The 16814-nt window shown below is 72.3% G+C and carries 16 protein-coding genes and 1 riboswitch; of the genes, 5 read left to right on the top strand and 11 right to left on the bottom strand.

The genetic code is table 11. The features are described 5' to 3' along the window. Positions 1 to 6: 6 nt before the first annotated feature. Entirely contained in the window at positions 7 to 297 is a 291-nt protein-coding gene (gene paaB / locus ACIBR0_RS21405; protein ID WP_357030074.1) for a 1,2-phenylacetyl-CoA epoxidase subunit PaaB, read from the bottom strand. Next, positions 294 to 1361, bottom strand: a complete 1068-nt coding sequence (paaA, locus tag ACIBR0_RS21400; RefSeq protein ID WP_396718223.1) for a 1,2-phenylacetyl-CoA epoxidase subunit PaaA — start codon at positions 1359 to 1361, stop codon at positions 294 to 296. The genes paaB and paaA overlap by 4 nt, the downstream gene beginning before the upstream one ends. 366 nt (positions 1362 to 1727) lie before the next feature. Here paaA and ACIBR0_RS21395 point away from each other — a divergent pair, with 366 nt between their 5' ends. Next, entirely contained in the window at positions 1728 to 2687 is a 960-nt protein-coding gene (locus ACIBR0_RS21395) for a hypothetical protein (protein ID WP_396718221.1), read from the top strand. Further along, positions 2687 to 3643 (top strand): hypothetical protein, encoded by a 957-nt coding sequence (locus ACIBR0_RS21390; RefSeq protein WP_396718219.1) that lies wholly within the window; start codon positions 2687 to 2689, stop codon positions 3641 to 3643. Before ACIBR0_RS21395 ends, ACIBR0_RS21390 begins: the two co-directional genes overlap by 1 nt. 36 nt (positions 3644 to 3679) lie before the next feature. Here the strand turns inward: ACIBR0_RS21390 and ACIBR0_RS21385 are convergent, their stop codons facing one another. From ACIBR0_RS21385 to ACIBR0_RS21375, 3 genes are all read right to left on the bottom strand, one after another. Then, positions 3680 to 4531, bottom strand: coding sequence for a menaquinone biosynthetic enzyme MqnA/MqnD family protein (locus tag ACIBR0_RS21385; RefSeq protein WP_396718216.1), 852 nt, complete (start codon positions 4529 to 4531; stop codon positions 3680 to 3682). Between the two features lie 94 nt (positions 4532 to 4625). Beyond that, complete coding sequence (locus tag ACIBR0_RS21380; protein WP_357030084.1) at positions 4626 to 4874, bottom strand: hypothetical protein; 249 nt, start codon at positions 4872 to 4874, stop codon at positions 4626 to 4628. 5 nt (positions 4875 to 4879) lie between these two features. Continuing rightward, entirely contained in the window at positions 4880 to 5965 is a 1086-nt protein-coding gene (locus ACIBR0_RS21375; protein WP_396718214.1) for an ADP-ribosyltransferase, read from the bottom strand. A 267-nt stretch (positions 5966 to 6232) separates the two neighbouring features. On the opposite strand from ACIBR0_RS21375, the gene ACIBR0_RS21370 reads away from it, so the two are divergent. Both ACIBR0_RS21370 and ACIBR0_RS21365 read left to right on the top strand, forming a co-directional pair. After that, entirely contained in the window at positions 6233 to 8293 is a 2061-nt protein-coding gene (locus ACIBR0_RS21370) for a HelD family protein (protein ID WP_396718211.1), read from the top strand. 124 nt (positions 8294 to 8417) lie between these two features. Continuing rightward, positions 8418 to 9191 (top strand): VOC family protein, encoded by a 774-nt coding sequence (locus ACIBR0_RS21365; protein ID WP_396718209.1) that lies wholly within the window; start codon positions 8418 to 8420, stop codon positions 9189 to 9191. Between the two features lie 16 nt (positions 9192 to 9207). On the opposite strand, the gene ACIBR0_RS21360 is transcribed toward ACIBR0_RS21365, so the two are convergent. From ACIBR0_RS21360 to ACIBR0_RS21345, 4 genes are all read right to left on the bottom strand, one after another. Then, complete coding sequence (locus tag ACIBR0_RS21360; protein ID WP_396718207.1) at positions 9208 to 10002, bottom strand: ABC transporter ATP-binding protein; 795 nt, start codon at positions 10000 to 10002, stop codon at positions 9208 to 9210. After that, positions 9999 to 11120 (bottom strand): FecCD family ABC transporter permease, encoded by a 1122-nt coding sequence (locus ACIBR0_RS21355; RefSeq protein ID WP_396718205.1) that lies wholly within the window; start codon positions 11118 to 11120, stop codon positions 9999 to 10001. Before ACIBR0_RS21355 ends, ACIBR0_RS21360 begins: the two co-directional genes overlap by 4 nt. 32 nt (positions 11121 to 11152) lie before the next feature. Next, positions 11153 to 12091, bottom strand: coding sequence for an ABC transporter substrate-binding protein (locus tag ACIBR0_RS21350; protein WP_396718203.1), 939 nt, complete (start codon positions 12089 to 12091; stop codon positions 11153 to 11155). A gap of 62 nt (positions 12092 to 12153) precedes the next feature. Beyond that, positions 12154 to 12291, bottom strand: a riboswitch (adenosylcobalamin (AdoCbl) riboswitch). 139 nt (positions 12292 to 12430) lie between these two features. Further along, positions 12431 to 14323, bottom strand: coding sequence for a M14 family metallopeptidase (locus tag ACIBR0_RS21345; RefSeq protein ID WP_396718201.1), 1893 nt, complete (start codon positions 14321 to 14323; stop codon positions 12431 to 12433). A 213-nt stretch (positions 14324 to 14536) separates the two neighbouring features. Between ACIBR0_RS21345 and ACIBR0_RS21340 the strand changes: the two genes are divergently transcribed. Continuing rightward, a complete protein-coding gene (locus tag ACIBR0_RS21340; RefSeq protein WP_396718198.1) occupies positions 14537 to 15904 on the top strand; it encodes a C39 family peptidase in 1368 nt (455 codons plus the stop codon). 110 nt (positions 15905 to 16014) lie between these two features. Here the strand turns inward: ACIBR0_RS21340 and ACIBR0_RS21335 are convergent, their stop codons facing one another. Further along, positions 16015 to 16299 carry a DUF4229 domain-containing protein gene (locus ACIBR0_RS21335; RefSeq protein WP_396718196.1) on the bottom strand — a complete coding sequence of 95 codons (285 nt, stop codon included), beginning with the start codon at positions 16297 to 16299 and terminating at the stop codon, positions 16015 to 16017. A 46-nt stretch (positions 16300 to 16345) separates the two neighbouring features. After that, positions 16346 to 16768, bottom strand: a complete 423-nt coding sequence (locus ACIBR0_RS21330) for a hypothetical protein (protein ID WP_396718194.1) — start codon at positions 16766 to 16768, stop codon at positions 16346 to 16348. Between the last annotated feature and the right edge of the window lie 46 nt (positions 16769 to 16814).

The following is a 16814-nucleotide window of genomic DNA, read 5'->3' as shown; positions in this document are numbered from 1 at the left end:
TCGCGCTCACAGGTGGGCCACGCCTTCTGGCACCTCGTAGAAGGTGGGGTGGCGGTACACCTTGTCGGCGGCCGGGTCGAAGAAGGCGTCCTTCTCGTCGGGGCTCGACGCGGTGATCGCACTCGCCGGCACCACCCAGATCGACACGCCCTCCTGTCGGCGGGTGTAGAGATCACGGGCGTTACGCAGGGCCAGCTCCGCGTCCGGCGCGTGCAGGCTGCCGACGTGGGTGTGCGACAGCCCACGCCGGGCCCGCACGAAGACCTCCCAGAGCGGGGTGTGTTCCTGGCTGCTCACGCCGCCACCTTCTCCTTCGTCGCGGTCCGCTTGGCGGCGTACGCCGCGGCGGCCTCCCGGACCCAGGCGCCCTCGTCGTGGGCGCGGCGCCGGTGTTCCATCCGCTGGCGGTTACACGGGCCGTCGCCCTTGATCACCCGCATCAGCTCGTCGTAGTCGGGCTGGGTGTAGTCGTACGACTGGCGCTCGTCGTTCCAGCGCAGGTCCGGATCGGGGATGGTCACCCCGAGCACCTCGGCCTGCCCGACGCACATGTCCACGAAGCGCTGGCGCAGGTCGTCGTTGGAGAAGCGCTTGATCTTCCACGCCATGGACTGCGCCGAGTGGGTGGAGTCGGTGTCCGGCGGGCCGAACATCGCCAGCGACGGGTACCACCAGCGGTCCACCGCGTCCTGCGCCATCGCCTTCTGCTCGGGGGTGCCGTGCGCCAGGGTGTGCAGGATCTCGTAGCCCTGCCGCTGGTGGAACGACTCCTCCTTGCAGACCCGGATCATGGCCCGCGCGTACGGCCCGTAGGAGCAGCGGCAGAGGGGGACCTGGTTGACGATGGCCGCGCCGTCCACCAGCCAGCCGATCGCGCCGACGTCGGCCCAGGTGAGCGTGGGGTAGTTGAAGATCGAGCTGTACTTCTGCCGCCCGTTGAGCAGCATGTCGACCAGCTCGTCCCGGCTGATGCCGAGGGTCTCCGCGGCGGCGTACAGGTAGAGGCCGTGGCCCGCCTCGTCCTGGACCTTGGCCAGCAGGATCGCCTTGCGCTTCAGCGAGGGGGCCCGGCTGATCCAGTTGCCCTCGGGCTGCATCCCGATGATCTCGGAGTGGGCGTGCTGGGCGATCTGCCGGATCAGCGTCTTCCGGTACCCCTCGGGCATCCAGTCGCGGGGTTCGATCTTCTGGTCGGCCTCGACGACCTCGGCGAAGTACGCCGCCAGGTCCTCGTCCGGCCCGGCCGCGCCGGCACGGCGCCCCCGGGCAGCCGCCTCGCGCAGCGCCGCCTCCGCCGCCTCGACCTCGCCGAGAAGGCCGCCGCCGGCAGTGTCCTCGGCGCCGAAGTCGTTGCCATACATGAGGACAAGTGTTACAGCTATCCACTTCGCGCACCAGAGGGTGTAACAAGAAATCCGGAACGGGCCCGTGATGGACCGACAACGGCCGGTAGCGGTGAGGGCTATGAGTTGGGTCACGGCGCAAAAATGAATCCCACCAGAAAACGCATACCGGCCCTATGTCCCGACTTCATGGCAAGTTGCCAGGTGGCGGGTCCTGGCGTGGCACCGATCCGGACGTAGACTTCCCCCGGCACACCGATCGGCGCCCGACGATCGCCCCCAGCACCAGCGGAGGCCGCCCCCCCGGCCCCACGGCGGTCCACCGATCCGTCCGGACAACGTGAAGCCGGCCCCCCGGCCCTGACATCTGGAGCTCATCCACTCATGCGATCCCGCGTGACCCTGGTGCTCGCCGTGGTGGCGGTCCTTCTCGGTGGCGCCCTGGTGGTGCCCGCCGCGTACGCCCGGCTCGCCGACGGCGGCGCCGACGGCGGGAGCGGCGGTGGCGCCGAGAGCGTCGCGGCGCCCGCACCCCAGGCGCCACCGCCCCCGACCCTGGCCGCCGGGACGGTGTCGGTGAACTTCAAGGGCGAGTTCTTCTCCTGGGCCCTCCTGGACCGCGAGACCGGCACGATCTCCGGCTCGAAGAACATGACGGCGACCAGCTCCACCGAGTCGATGATCAAGTCCTGGTTCGCCGCCGACTACCTGCGGCTGCTGGGCGACAAGCCGATCCCGGCGGCGATGAAGAAGAACATCACCACCGCCATCCGGGACAGCAACGACGACGCGGCGAACGCGCTCTACGCGGCGGTCGGCAAGTCCGCCACCATCAAGCGGATGGTCGGCACCTGCGGGCTGACGGACACCGGTCCCGGCAAGGTTCCCGGCTACATCGGCTGGTGGAGCTTCACCCGGATGTCTCCCCGCGACGCGGTCCGGCTCGGTGACTGCATCGGCGACGGCAAGGCCGCCGGCCAGAAGTGGACCGCCTATCTGCTGGACGAGATGAGCAAGGTCCGGGGCACCACCGCCGCCAAGGACCAGAAGCTTCGCTCCGGCGGTGGCCGCTGGGGCATCATCGACGGCCTGCCCGAGCCGATCACCAGCCAGGGTCCGGTCAGCATCAAGAACGGCTGGACGCCGCTGAGCTACGACGGCAACTGGCACGTCAACTGCCTCGCGGTGACCGACCGGTGGAGCCTCGCGGTGATGCTGCGCTACCCGCAGAAGAGCGGCCTCAAGTACGGCGCCCAGGTCTGCGCGAGCGTCGCCAGCCAACTGGTCACCCCGCAGCCCGGCGCCGCCCTCAAGGTGCCGCAGCAGCCGGTCGGGAAGCTCTGATGGCCCGCCGCCGCGCCGCCGCGCCCACGTCCCGCGGGACGTCACCCGGGAAGCTCATCGCGGTCGCGGCCATCCTGATCGGACTGGTGCTCGTGTCCCTGCGCCTGCTGCCGGGGTCGCCGTTCGAGTCCACGGCCGCCGCCCGCTGGGGCGAGCCCGTCGCCCCCGCCGAGCGTTCCACCGGCTCTCCCACCGACCGCAGGGAGCGCCCCACCCCCGCGCCCAGCCCGTCGCCCGAGGCAGAGCTCGAACCCCTGCCCTTCGCGGCGAAGGACCTCGACCTCGACATCGACGGCTGGTACTCGTGGAGCGTGCTGGACCGGCGCACCGGCGAGATCATCGGCTCGGACAACATGGGCGAGACCAGCACCACCGCGTCGCTGATCAAGTCCTGGATCGTCGCCGACTACCTGCGCCGGACCGCCGACGCGGGACAGACCCCAAGCGACGGGAAGCTCGCCGACGCCACGAAGATCATTCGGGACAGCGACAACACCCGCACCGAGCAGTTCTACAACTCGCTCGGCCGCTCCGCCTCGATCACCCGACTGCTCTCCCTGTGCAAGCTGACCGACAGCAGTGTCGCCGCCGACCGCGGCTGGAGTCGTACGAACCTGTCGCCCCGCGACACCGCGCGGCTCGGCCAGTGCATCGCCGACGGGCGGGCCGCCGGCCCGAAGTGGACGAAGTGGCTGCTCAACGAGATGAAGCAGGTACGCGGGACCGGTGACTTCGGCATCCGCAAGGCGTTCCCGCCCGCCGAGCAGAAGACGATCGCGATCAAGAACGGCTGGGTCGACCGCACCCGCGAGCAGGAGATGCATATCAACTGCCTCGCCATCGGCGACACCTGGACGATGGGCGTGATGGTCCGCTACCCGATCACCAAGGGCTACGAGTACGGCATGAAGAACTGCGAGAAGATCACCGAGGCCCTCCTCCGCGACCCGAACTGAGGCCCGCGCCCCGACGCGCGAGCGCCACCGCGGCGATCAGCCGGCGAAGAACTCCGGGCCGGTGGGCGGGAGGTCAGGGGCCGCACCGAGGGCGGCGGCGCGGCGGGCGAACTCCCGCAGGCCGGCGACCTGCCGCTCGCCGAGGGAGAAGTCCAGGACCCGGAAGTACGAGGCCAGCGTCTCCGCGTCGAACGGCTCCCAGCGCGCCGCCGCCTCGGCGACCTGGTCCAGCTCGGCCAGGCAGAGGTCCCGGGAGCGCAGGAACGCCTCGTGCACCTCCTTGACCAGCCCCGGGTGGGCGGCGGCGAAGTCGCGGCGTACCGCCCACACGGCGAAGACCATCGGCAGACCGGTCCACTCCCGCCACGCCTGCCCGAGGTCGGTGACCGCCAGGCCCCGTCGCGGCGCCTCGTAGAGGGCGCGCAGGGCCACGTCGCCGATCAGCACCGCGGCGTCGGCCTCCAGCAGCATCTGGGTGAGGTCCGGCGGGCAGCGGAAGTACTCGGGGTTCACGCCGTACCGCTCGCCGAGCAGGAGCTGCGCGAGCAGCACGCCGGTCCGCGACGTCGAGCCGAGCGCGACCTTGCCGTGGTCCAGTTCGTCGAGAGGCCGGGTCGAGACCACGTTGACCGACAGCACCGGGCCGTCGCTCCCCACCGCCAGGTCGGGCAGGAGCAGCAGCTCGTCGGCGTGCCGCAGGTACTCGACGTGGGAGATCGGGCCGATGTCCAGGTCGCCCGCGACGAGGGCGGCGCTCAGCCGGTCCGGCGAGTCCTTGTGCAGGTCGACGTCGATCAGGGCGCCGGACCGCATCAGACCCCAGTAGATCGGCAGGCAGTTCAGGAACTGGATGTGTCCGACCCGGGGGCGTGCGACGCGCTCAGCCATGTCCCGACCGTATCCCCGGCCCGGTTCCCGGACTCAGCGGGACGGCACCGGAGTGGCCAACCCAACCCCGTAGCCTGCGGAACCGCCGCGTCGGTCAGCGCTCGCCGGAGTCCTCGGTGGCGCGGCGGCGGACCTCGTCGAGGTGTGCGCGCTCCCGCTCGTCGAGCGGGCGCTGGTAGTTGCCGTCGCGGTCCAGGCCGACCGGGTCGCTGAACTTCCCCGGGTCGGTACGGGACGGCGCCGGCCGGTCGGACGCGGCGGCGAGATCACGCTTGAGCTGCTCGACCGCGCGGGCGGCGCGCTCCCGCTCCTCGTCGCTGACCGGCTCCCGGGATGGCGTCACGCCGCTCACATCTCCTCCATCGTCACGACCCACTTGCCGAGGTCAGCATCCCACGCCTTGCTGGTCACCTTGAAGTTCGTCGCCTGGTCGTACAGGATCTCCGCCTCGTCCGGGTACTCGGAGTACGGCGCGACGTCGCGCCCGTTCCGGCCCGAGATGACCATGACGGTGTTGCCGTCGAACGCGCCCTGGGCCACCCGTGGATCGGTGGAGGTGCTGGTGAAGGCACGTTCGGTGACGACCTGTCCCGGTTCGTAGCGGGCCAGCAGGTCGTCGGGGTACTGGCCACCCCGGTAGGTGGTCCCCGGCCGCTCGGGCAACTTGGCGAGGGCCTCGGAGACCCGGTCGGCGCGGACCTGGAGGGCGGCGGCCTCGTCCGGGGTGTACCTACCGGGATCGCGCAGGAAGGGGTTCATCGCCCGATAGCCGGGGCCGGTGTAGTCGGTCAGGGCCACCCGGTCGGCGTCGGTGAGCGCACGACCCGGGGGAGCGCCGACCGGCGTCGGGTCGGGGCCGGGAGTGCGCGGAGGCCGGGCCGTACCGGGCCGCCTCCGGACGATCTTGAGGAGGCTCTTCGCCCGCTCCAGGATCTCCTTGAGCAGCGTCCGCACCTGGTCCACGAGCATCCGGACCAGGCGTTGGCAGACGATCCGCGTCGCGGCGATGAAGCCCGGCACGGCGGCCGTCGACGCCCCGGCGGTCGGTACGGCGGCGGCGATCGCCATCGACACCTGCACCAGCAGGACCACCAGTTGGACGAAGAAGGCGATCTTCATGGCCAGGGTCAGCGCCGCGAAGGCGATCAGTGCCGCGCCGATGAGCTGCGCCGCGATCGCGTCCTCCCGCAGCCGCAGCCGTGGGCCGTCGTCCCGTTGCCACCACTGCTGGAAGGCGTCGACGGTCGCACCGACGTTGGCCTGCCAGATTGCCTGCGCCGCCGCCTCGGCCCGGTCGGCGGCCTGCTGCAGGTGCAGGCCGAACTCCAGCCAGCGTTGCCCCGCGGCGAAGAGCAGTTCCTCGTCGGCCTGCGGCCATTCCAGGCCGATCCAGCTCAACGGCTCGGTCAGCTCGGCGGGCAGCTCCAGCCCCATGCTCGGCCCTCCGACTCGGCACCGGGTCCGGTGCGACGCGGTCGACAGTGGATCATCAGGTCGGACCGGAGCGTAGCGGGCGGGACCAAACCCGGCCAGCCCGCCCGGGCGGGACCGGCGGAAATGCGGTTGCAGGTGTCCGGGACCGCAGTAAACTGCTTCCTTCCCGCCCGACGGCCGAGGTGTGTAGCACCGCAGCGGACGTCCCCGCGCCGACCGGCAGGTCGGACACGCGAGCGGCAGAGTTCTTCTTCGAGAGGCACGAGGATGACCCTGCACGCCCCTGAACAGTCACTGGACACCGAGCTCACCGCCGAGCGGGAGCATCTGAGGGAGTCCCGCGCCGCGCTGCGCCGGATGCGCGAACGCGCCGAGGCGCTCTTCGCCACCGGCGACAAGGTCGCCGGGGACGCGTACACGGCCGAGCAGCTCGGCCGGCACATGGCCCGGCGGGTCGCCGAGCTGGCCGACGACCCGACCACGCCGCTTTTCTTCGGCCGTCTCGACTTCGGCGGGGTGGCCGGGAGCGGACCGCCCGACGAGGACGCCGACCACGCCGGTCGGGCGTACCACGTCGGTCGGCGACACGTCACCGACGAGCGGGGCGAGCCGCTGGTGCTGGACTGGCGGGCCCCGGTCTCCCGGTCGTTCTACCGGGCCAGTGCCCGCGAACCGCAGGGCGTGGCCGTCCGCCGCCGCTTCGGCTTCAACGGCGGTGACCTGACCAGCTTTGAGGACGAGCACCTGGACCGGGGCGAGGAGCTTGGTACGGCCAGCCGGATCCTCACCGCCGAGATCGAGCGACCGCGCGTCGGGCCGATGCGGGACATCGTCGCCACCATCCAACCCGAGCAGGACGAGCTGGTCCGGGCCGACCTGGCCGACTCGATCTGCGTCCAGGGCGCTCCCGGCACCGGCAAGACGGCGGTCGGCCTGCACCGGGCCGCGTACCTGCTCTACCTGCACCGGGAGCGGCTGCGCCGCTCGGGCGTGCTGATCGTCGGTCCGAACCGGGCCTTCCTGTCGTACATCGCGGCGGTGCTGCCGGCGCTCGGTGAGGTGGAGGTCGACCAGGCCACGGTGGAGGACCTGGTCGAGCGGGTGCCGGTGCGGGCGGTCGAGGACCCGGTGGTGGCGGCGGTCAAGCACGACGCGCGGATGGCCGAGGTGCTCCGGCGCGCGGTGGACGCGCACATCGGCGAGCCGACCGAGCCGATCGTCATGTCCGACGGGTCCTACCGCTGGCGGATCGGCCTGGAGCCGCTGCACCGGATCGTCCAGGAGACCCGACGGGAGGGCCTGCCGTACGGCACCGGTCGGGAGCGGGTGCGGGCACGGGTGGTGAGCCTGCTGCAGCGGCAGGCCGAGGCCCGGCGGGCCGAGTCACCCGGCGACGCCTGGCTGCGCCGGGTGGGGAGGTCCCGCCCGGTGGTCGGTCTCCTCGACGCGGTCTGGCCGGCGCTCACCCCGGAAGGGCTGGTGCACCGCCTGCTCACCGACCCGGACGCGCTGGCCGCCGCGGCCGACGGGTTGCTCACTCCCGACGAACTGGTGCTGCTCCGGCCGGCGAAGCCGGCCCGCACCCCGAAGGCGATGCGCTGGACCGCCGCCGACGCCGTGCTCGTCGACGAGGCTGCCGGCCTGATCGAGCGCCCGGCCGGCTACGGGCACGTGGTGGTCGACGAGGCGCAGGACCTCTCCCCCATGCAGTGCCGGGCGCTGGCCCGCCGCAGCGAGCACGGATCGGTCACCCTCCTCGGCGACCTGGCGCAGGGCACCGCACCGTGGGCGGCGACGGACTGGCGGGAGTCGCTGCGCCACCTCGGCAAGCCGGACGCCGTCGTGGTGCCGTTGACCGTCGGCTTCCGGGTGCCCGCCGCCGTGGTCACGTTCGCCAACCGGCTGCTGCCGGCGCTCGCCGTCGACGTGCCCCCGGCCGAGTCGCTGCGCCGGGACGGCGCGCTCGACGTGCGTACCGTCGGCGACCTGGTGTCCGCGACGGTGCTCGAGGTGCGCGCGGCCCTGGCGTACGACGGCTCGGTGGGTGTGATCGCGGCGGACGCCGCGGTCGAGGGCCTGCGGTCGGCGTTGGCCGCCGCCGGGATCCCGACCGCGACCGCTGACGACCCGGCGTCCGCGGCGCGCGTCACGGTGGTGCCCGCGACCCTGGTCAAGGGATTGGAGTACGACCACGTCGTGGTCGTCGAGCCGGCCGCGATCGTGGCCGCCGAGCCGCGCGGGCTGCACCGCCTGTACGTGGTGCTGACCCGGGCCGTGTCCCGACTCGCCGTGCTGCACACCGCGCCGCTGCCCGACCCGCTGGGCTGAGCCGGCCGGGGGTCGCCGGTTCAGTTGACGTTTCGCCCGTTCCCGCCCCGGACGGCGGGTCGGCGGTGCCACGATGCCGGCAGGGCGTGCCGAGGAGTGGCCGCCCCCGCCGAGAGGGGTCGACGTGAGCACCGTCCCGCCGGGCACGCCCTGCTGGACCGACCTGGCCACGCCGGGGCTGGCCGACGCCCGGCGCTTCTACCCCGAGCTGTTCGGCTGGACCGGGCGGATCACCCCGGAGCCGGAGGCGGGCGGCTACACGGTCTTCCTGCTCGGCGGCCGGTCGGTGGCGGGGGTGGGCCCGCCGGCGATCCCCGACCAGGTGCCGATCTGGTCGGTGTACGTGGCCACCGACGACGCGGACCTGGTGGCCGGCCGCGTGGAGCGGGCCGGTGGGCAGGTGGTGGTGCCGCCCTTCGAGGTGTTCGACCGGGGTCGGATGGCGGTCTTCGCCGACCCGGCGGGCGCGAGTTTCAGCGTCTGGCAGCCGATGGCCATGACGGGTGCCGAGGTGTTCGACGTGCCCGGCGCGCTGAGCTGGACCGAGCTGGTCACCCCCGACCCGGACGGCGCGAAGGTCTTCTACGAGCTGGTCTTCGGCTGGCGGCCCGACGACCAGCCGATGGGGCCGATCACCTACACGGGCTGGCGGCTGGGCGAGCGCATCGTGGGCGGGATGATGCCGCGCCTGGGTGACGACGTCCCGGCCGACTCGCCCGCGTACTGGACGGTCTACTTCGGCGTGGACGACGCCGACGCGGCGGCGGCCCGCGCGTCGGAGCTGGGCGGCACCATCCTGGTCCCACCCCGGGACATCCCGGCCGGCCGCTACGCCGCCCTCTGCGACCCCCAGGGCGCCCTCTTCAACACCATCGCCCTGACCACCCCCGACAGCTGACCTCGGGAGCGCGGGGTCAGGAAGGGCGAATGGGAACTACCAGGGGGCCGTGGTCGCCGTACACGACCTTGACCGTGGCGCGGTAGTAGCGGGCCAGGTGCTCCTCGGTCAGGACCTCGCGGGGCGGGCCGGTGGCGACCACCCGGCCGTCGGAGAGCAGCACCATGCGGTCGGCGTACTCGCCGGCGATGGAGAGGTCGTGCATGGTGGCCAGCACCGTCAGGCCGTGCTCGCGGCGGAGCTGGTCGACGAGTTCCAGCACCTCCTGCTGGTGGCCGATGTCGAGCGCGCTGGTCGGCTCGTCGAGGAGCAGCAGCGTGGCGCCCTGGGCGAGCGCGCGGGCGAGGAAGACGCGCTGCCGCTCACCGCCGGAGAGGGTGGCCAGTTCCCGGGCGTGGAACCCGGTCAGGTCGAGCCGGTCCAGCACGTCGTGCGCGACGGCGAGGTCGGCGGCGGACTCCCGCCCGAGCGGGGGGATGTACGGGGTCCGGCCGAGCAGCACGTAGTCCAGCACCGACATGCCGGCCGGCACGACCGGGGACTGGGCCACGGTGGCGACGACCCGGGCGCGGTGGCGGCGGGGCAGCGCCTCGCTCGGCGTACCGAAGAGGGAGGTGGCGCCCGCCGCGGACAGCAGGCCGCCGACGGCGCGCAGCAGGGTCGACTTGCCGGCGCCGTTCGGGCCGATCACGGTGACCCACTCCCCGGCGGCGACCGTCAGGTCGACGCCGGTCAGGATCGGCACGCCGTCCAGGCGGACGTGCAGGTCGCGAACCTCGACGGCGGGCGCGGCCGGAAGCGGGGCGGTCATCCGAGGATCCGCCGGGAGGTACGCAGGACGAGGACGAAGAACGGGCCGCCGAGCAGGGCGGTGACCACGCCGATCGGGATCTCCTCGGGGGCGGCGGCGGTACGGGCGACCACGTCGGTCAGCGCCAGGAACGCGCCGCCGAACAGCAGCGACAGCGGCAGGATCACCCGGTAGCTCGACCCGGCGAGCAGGCGTACGGCGTGCGGCACGATGATGCCGACGAAGCCGATCAGGCCGGAGGCGGAGACGGCGGCGGCGGTGCCCAGCGAGGCGGCGGCGATGAGCAGGTACCGGGAACGCTGCGGGTGCAGGCCGAGGCTGGCCGCCTCGTCGTCGCCGAGGGAGAGCACGTCCAGCTCCCGGCGGTGCAGGAGCACGACCACGGCGGTGAGCAGGAAGTACGGCAGGACCAGCCGGACGTCGTGCCAGCCGGCGGTGGCGAGCCGCCCCAGCAGCCACGAGTAGACCTGCTGGATGCTGTCGGAGTTGCGCTGCAACAGGTAGGTCTGCCCGGCGGAGAGGAACGCGGAGACCGCCACGCCGGCCAGGATGAGGGTCGCCGGGGAGCGGCCACGCCCGGACGAGGCACCGAGCAGGTACGTCATGGCGACCGCACCGATCGCCCCGACGAACGCGGCCAGCGGGACACCGACCGGCAGGCCGGTCAGGGCACCGCCCGCCCCGACGCCGAGGGTGAGCACGACCGTGACCGCGAGGCCGGCGCCGGCCGCCACCCCGAGCAGGTACGGGTCGGCCAGCGGGTTGCGGAACACGCCCTGGTAGGCGCCGCCGGCCAGGGCGAGCAGCCCACCGACGAGCAGGCCGAGCACCACCCGGGGCAGCCGCAGCTCGGTGACGATGGCGATCTCCCGCTCGGTCAGCCCGCTGTCGAGGCGTACGCCGGGAATGAGGTTGAGCAGCTCGGCGGCGACGCTGCCCGGCGGCAGGCTGACCGCGCCGAACGACACCCCCGCGACCAGGGCGACCAGCACCGCGGCGACGCCGGCGACGAGCCAGCGTGGCCGCAGCCCGGCCGGCCGGGACGCGGGTGGCGTCCCGGCCGGTCGGGCGAGCGGTGCTGCGGGCAAGGAAGGGCCCCTTCTTAACGCCTGCTGCATGGAAAGGGTCCCCGGTTAACGGTGGGCGAGCGTCACGCGGGCACCTTGGCGGTCGCGTCGACGATGGCGCGGAGCAGGTCCACGACGCGCGGGCCCCACCGGGAGGCGATGTCGTCGTCGAGGCCGACGACCTGGTTGTTCTTCACCGCGGTGACGCCGGCCCAGCCGGCCCGGGCCTTGACCGTGTCGGCACTCTGCTGGCAGCACTTGGTGTCGGCGAGGAACACGAAGTCCGGGTTGGCCTTGACGATGACCTCCTGCGAGAGCTGCGGGTAGCCACCGTTCTTGCCGTCGGCGTCGGACGGGTCGGCGATGTTCTCCAGGCCGGCCAGCGCGTAGATGGAGCCGATGAAGGTCTTGCTGGTGGCGGTGTACAGCTCCGGGCCCAGCTCGTGGAAGTAGGTGAGCTTCTCCGACCGCTTCGGCAGGTCCGCGACCAGCTTGGCGATGTCGTCCTTCATCCGCTTCGTCACGTCGGCGGCCTCGGCCGGGTGCCCGGTGAGGGTGCCCAGCTCGGTGATCTGCCGGTAGGAGTCGTCCAGCGTGGTGGCCGCCGGGGTGAGGAACACCGGGATCTTGAGCGCGGTGAGCTGTTCGACGATCTTGTTGCGGTCGTCGGAGAGCACCACCAGGTCGGGGCTCTTGGCGGCGATCGCCTCGGCGTTCGGCTGGAAGCCGGAGAGGTCGGTCTTCGGCGCCTCGGCCGGGTGGTTCGAGTTGTCGTCCACGGCGGTGACCTGCTTGCCGGCACCGATCGCGAAGAGCATCTCGGTGGCGGTCGGCGACAGCGACACGATCTTCTCCGGCCGCTCGGCGAGGGTCAGCGAGCCGACGGTGACCGGGAAGCTGGCGGCGGCCGACGGGCTGCCGCCGGCCGCGGGGGTGTCGGTGGTCTTCTCGGCGCAGGCGCCGAGGGCGAGCGCGGCGACCGCGAGGGTCGCGGCGAAGAGCCGGGGGGTACGTCTGGACATGGGTCCTCCTGTCGGTCGAGGAGCGTGGTGCTTCGCCGACAGGGAGCGGATGCGCCCGTCCGCGAGGCGCCCTTCCTCGAAGGCGCGTGTCGCGACCACACCGCAGGCGACCTGGCTCGTCCCCGATCAGGGGCATCACAGTTGCGGGACAGCGCCGGTTTCGCACCGGCTTCGCTGCGGGATGGTCGGTAAGACGGTAGCGCACGCCCCGCACGCGCCTCGCCGATCCGGGACCGGTCGCTGCTCGGCGATCGTGAGCAGCGCCGTTATGTCCCGGATCGGCGAGGGATGGGAGGTGGGTGGGGCCCCGCTGGGGGCTGCGCGGGGCCCCACCGGCTCTCAGGAGCTGGTGATGGTGACGTTGTCCACAGCCGCCTCGACCAGACTCGCGCCCGAGGCGTCCGCGGCCTCGACGAGGATGCGGACCGACTGACCCGCGTACGGGGTCAGGTTGAGGTTGGACACCGCCCAGGAGCCGTTGCGGTTGGTCGCCGCCCCGGACTGGGTGAGCAGCGCGGTGGTGCCACCGTTGTGCACGACGCTGACCCGGAGGTAGTCCGCCGAGCTGGCGTTGGAGCCGTGCGCGAGGTACCAGGCCAGGGAGAGGGTCAACGTGCCCGAGGACGGCAGGGTCACCGCCGGGGACCGGGCGCTGGTCACGCCGCCGTCGACGTCGTAGTCACCCGCCCCGGTGCCGGCCAGCCGGCCGGTGACCAGGTCGTTGCTCCCGGCGTACGGGGTGAGCTGCTTCGCCCCGCTGGAGGTGGTCGCCTGGGCGGCGCCCCGCTCCCACGCCCCGAGGGTCGCGGTGTCGGTGCCCGACGGGTTGATGGTCCAGCCGGTGGCGGTCTCGAAGGTGTCCGACCAGACCGTGGTGCCACCACCACCGCCGCAGTACTGCGCCTGCTTGCCGATCGCCCGGTACGGGCAGTCGGCGTACTCGCTGAGGAGCAGCACAGCGTCCCGGTTGCGCGAGGTCTGCTGCGGGATCACCTCGTCGGGCGGGTAGAAGCCGCCGCCGGTGGCCGAGCCCGGGTACAGCTCGAAGGTGTACGCCCAGATGCCGTGGGTGGCCCACATCCAGTCGATGCTGCCGCCGTCGGTGATGTACAGGTCGCTGGCCTGCTCCGGGGTGTAGCCGTTGGTGTTCGCCATCTGCTGGCCGATGGTGGCGAACGTGTTGTACTGGTCGGCCGTCATCCCCGTGGTCGTGTTGGCGGTCGTGTGGCCGAACGGCCAGAGGATCAGCTGCGAGTACGTGTGGAAGTCGATGTTCGCCTTGATCTGCTGGGCACCGCCGACCACCCGGCTGTTGACGAAGTTCCGCAGCGCCTGGGTCTCCGGCGCGGAGAACGCCGACGGGCCCCGGTAGGTGTCCGACGAGGTGGAGCCGGACGAGCCGCCGCAGCAGCCCCACAGGTAGCCCCAGTTCCGGTTCAGGTCGGTGCCGACATACGTCGAGCCGCTGTTGGGCTGCCGGTTCTTCCGCCAGGACCGGTACGAGCCGGTGGCGATGTCGTACTCGCTGCCGTCCGGGTTCACCGTCGGCACGATCCACAGTTCGCGGCCGTTGACGAGGTTGGTGATCCGGGAGTCGGTGCCGTAGTTGTCGGTGAACAGGTTGAGCAGGTAGATCGCCATCTCGACGGTCAGGTGCTCCCGGGCGTGCTGCTGGGCGTTGAAGAGGATCTCCGGCTCCGCCTCGTCGGTGGCGACGTTGTCGGAGATCTTCACCGCCATCAGGTCACGTCCCTCGTACGACGTCCCGATGCTGATCTTCCGGGCGATCGTCGGGTGGTCGGCGACGACCTTGTTCACCACGGCGGTCAGCTCGGCGTAGTCGTGGTAGTTGGAGTCGGCCGGCGGGAAGGCGAGCGTGCCGACGTCCCCCTCGGCGTGACCGTGCGGGTCGGCCCCCCGGTCGGTGGGGAGCGCGGTGGTCGCCTCCAGCCGGAAGCCGAGCCGGGTGATCGCGGCGGCCTCCGCGCGGGTGGCGGAGACGTTCAGCACGCCGTGTTCGGAGTAGTCGATCGACGCGCCGGTGCGGGCGACGGCGTTGCGGTCGGCGAGCGTACGCGGGCCGAGCACCCGGTACGGCACGGCGGCCGGTTCGCCGGAGCGGTCCGGTCCCGGGCGGGCCGAGACCGGTGGCGCGGCGAGGGTGAGGACGCCGAGGGCACCGGCGACGGCGAGGGCGAGACGGCGACGGAGGGTGGAGTTGCGGAAGGCCATGGACAACCTCCTCGGGGCGCGGGAGAGATCCCGCACGGTGGAGGACACTCCACCACCCGCCACATGGTCATATCAACATCCGTCGTTGAATTGATCCATGCCAGCCTGATCCTCACGTTGGCAAGGATTTTCTATCGGTCGACCTCTGGCGAAACTTCCCTCCAGGCGGGACACTGACCGCCAACGATCCGCCCGTCAGGAAGCGGAGGACCAGTGACCACCCGACCTCGCCTTCGTGCCGCCGCCCTCGCCGGCGCCACCACCCTCACCCTGCTCGGCACCCTCACACCCGCCCCCGCCGGGGCCGCTCCCCTGGCCGCGCCCACCGGCGTCGTCGGCACCACCGCGATCGTCGGCCACGACGAACAGATCGCCTTCCACGACTGGGCCGGCGAAACGGAGTGGCGGGCCGGCAGCGCCGCCGGCACGGTGGCCACCCCGGCCGGACTCACCCTCGGCACCCCCCTCGGCACGACCCTCTACAAGGACCCGCACACCGGCAAAAAGCGCACCTGGGCGTACGGGACCTGGACCTCGCCGGTCACCGCGATCGGCTTCGACGCCACCGAGCTGATCACCTCGTGGAACGCCGACACGCCCGCCGGGACCTGGCTCCAGGTGGAACTCCAGGCCGCGTACGGCACCGGCACCCGCACCCCCTGGTACGTCATGGGCCGCTGGGCCGCCGGCGACACGGACATCAGGCGGACCAGCGTCGACAAGCAGGGCGACAAGACCTCCCGCGTCTGGACCGACACCCTCGCGGTCGACAACCCGGCCGCCGGGGTGCTGCTGCGGTCGTACCAGCTCCGGGTGACCCTCTACCGGGACCCGGCGACCACCGCGACCCCGACGGTCCGGATGGTCGGCGCGATGGGCTCCCGGGTGCCGGACCGGTTCACCGTGCCGCCGAGCACCGGAGGCATCGCCTGGGGCACCGAGCTCCCGGTCCCCCGCTACTCGCAGAACGTCCACGCCGGCCACTACCCCGAGTACGACGGCGGCGGCCAGGCGTGGTGCTCCCCCACCTCCACGACGATGGTGGTCGAGTACTGGGGACGACGGGCGTCCGCCGAGGACACCGCGTGGGTCGACCCGACCTATCCGGACCCGACGGTCAACCACGCCGCGCGGATGGTCTACGACTACACCTACGAGGGCGCCGGAAACTGGCCGTTCAACACCGCGTACGCGGCCACCTTCGCCGGGCTGGAGGCGCGGGTCACCCGGCTGCACTCCCTGGACGACGTGGAGCGTTTCATCGCCGCCGGCATCCCCGTCGTGACCAGCCAGTCCTTCGTCGCCAGCGAGCTGGACGGCGCGGGCTACGGGACCGCCGGGCACCTGTTCGTGGTGGTCGGCTTCACCGCCGACGGCGACGTCATCGTCAACGACCCGGCCTCGTCGAGCAACGACGCGGTACGCCACGTCTACCCACGGGAGCAGTTCGAGCAGATCTGGCTGCGGACGAAGCGGACCACTGCCAGCGGCGGCACCGGCAGCGGCTCCGGCGGCGTGGTCTACCTGATCAAGCCCACGGACGTCCCCTGGCCGTCCGCCCCCGACTCGACCACCTGGTAGCAGACCCGACCAACACCCGTTGATCAAGGGGTTTGCGTCGGCCAGGAGCCGGACCCTGACGCAAACCCCTTGATCAACACGAGCAGCGCCCCCGGGGGGTTAGCGGGGGGTTAGCGGGGGGTGGGTGGGGAGTCGGGCTCGGTGGGGGGCTGGTCCTCGCCGGCCAGGGCGGAGCGGAGGCGTTCCTTCTCGGCGCGGCGGCGCTCGGCGGCGGCGGCCATCTCCTCGGCCATCTCGTCCCGCCAGCCCCGCAACAGGAAGAAGGACGCGGCGGCCGAGAAGGCCAGCGCCACGATCAGCTTGAGGAAGATGTCCAGGTCGGTGGGCAGGAGGGCCGCCAGCACGACGACGAACAGCCCGATCCGGCCCAGCGTGTACTTGACCGCCGCGCTCACTTCTCCGCACTCCGTTTCTCGCCGCCGGGTCACCCGGGCGGAGGGTTCAGCCCGTCCTGCGGGCCAGCCAGCGGACACCGGGAAACCAGACCACCGCGTATCCGACGGTGAAGGCCGCCGCGCCCAGCCCACCGGAGAGCAGTGGCGGCGCCCCGGCGACGAGACCGGCCACCGCCAGCCCGGCGGCACCCGCCAGCACGCCGGCCGTCAACGCGGCCACCACCCGGGCGGCGCCGAACTCCCAGGCCCGGAAGTCGTCCCAGTAGAGCCACGCCGGCAGGATCACCGACAGCCAGCCGTTGGCCCGACCGAACTCGCCGGCGCCGAACGACACGAACGCAAAGTCGAACAGCACCAGCGCGACCAGGCCGACGACCAGGCCCGCCAGGCCGACCCCGAGCAGGTCACCCAGGCTGAGGACACGCCCCTCGGCGTCGCGCCGGGGGAATCCGCTCCGCTGCTCCGTCATGGCCCTACGAGGGTACGCGAGCCGCCACCCGCCACCGGTGCCGGCG

Origin of the sequence: Micromonospora sp. NPDC049497, from assembly GCF_044465805.1 — a bacterium.
Lineage (GTDB): Bacteria > Actinomycetota > Actinomycetes > Mycobacteriales > Micromonosporaceae > Micromonospora.
This window is presented reverse-complemented; position numbering and strand designations above follow the sequence as displayed.

What these genes read in the sequence shown, in the direction of transcription:
- ACIBR0_RS21370 (WP_396718211.1), top strand. Translation starts at nt 6,233, where the DNA reads ATGACCCTGCACGCCCCTGAACAGTCACTGGACACCGAGCTCACCGCC.
- ACIBR0_RS21345 (WP_396718201.1), bottom strand. Translation starts at nt 14,323, where the DNA reads ATGGCCTTCCGCAACTCCACCCTCCGTCGCCGTCTCGCCCTCGCCGTC.
- ACIBR0_RS21375 (WP_396718214.1), bottom strand. Translation starts at nt 5,965, where the DNA reads ATGGGGCTGGAGCTGCCCGCCGAGCTGACCGAGCCGTTGAGCTGGATC.
- ACIBR0_RS21355 (WP_396718205.1), bottom strand. Translation starts at nt 11,120, where the DNA reads ATGCAGCAGGCGTTAAGAAGGGGCCCTTCCTTGCCCGCAGCACCGCTC.
- ACIBR0_RS21390 (WP_396718219.1), top strand. Translation starts at nt 2,687, where the DNA reads ATGGCCCGCCGCCGCGCCGCCGCGCCCACGTCCCGCGGGACGTCACCC.
- ACIBR0_RS21385 (WP_396718216.1), bottom strand. Translation starts at nt 4,531, where the DNA reads ATGGCTGAGCGCGTCGCACGCCCCCGGGTCGGACACATCCAGTTCCTG.
- paaA (WP_396718223.1), bottom strand. Translation starts at nt 1,361, where the DNA reads ATGTATGGCAACGACTTCGGCGCCGAGGACACTGCCGGCGGCGGCCTT.
- ACIBR0_RS21350 (WP_396718203.1), bottom strand. Translation starts at nt 12,091, where the DNA reads ATGTCCAGACGTACCCCCCGGCTCTTCGCCGCGACCCTCGCGGTCGCC.
- ACIBR0_RS21360 (WP_396718207.1), bottom strand. Translation starts at nt 10,002, where the DNA reads ATGACCGCCCCGCTTCCGGCCGCGCCCGCCGTCGAGGTTCGCGACCTG.
- ACIBR0_RS21330 (WP_396718194.1), bottom strand. Translation starts at nt 16,768, where the DNA reads ATGACGGAGCAGCGGAGCGGATTCCCCCGGCGCGACGCCGAGGGGCGT.
- ACIBR0_RS21395 (WP_396718221.1), top strand. Translation starts at nt 1,728, where the DNA reads ATGCGATCCCGCGTGACCCTGGTGCTCGCCGTGGTGGCGGTCCTTCTC.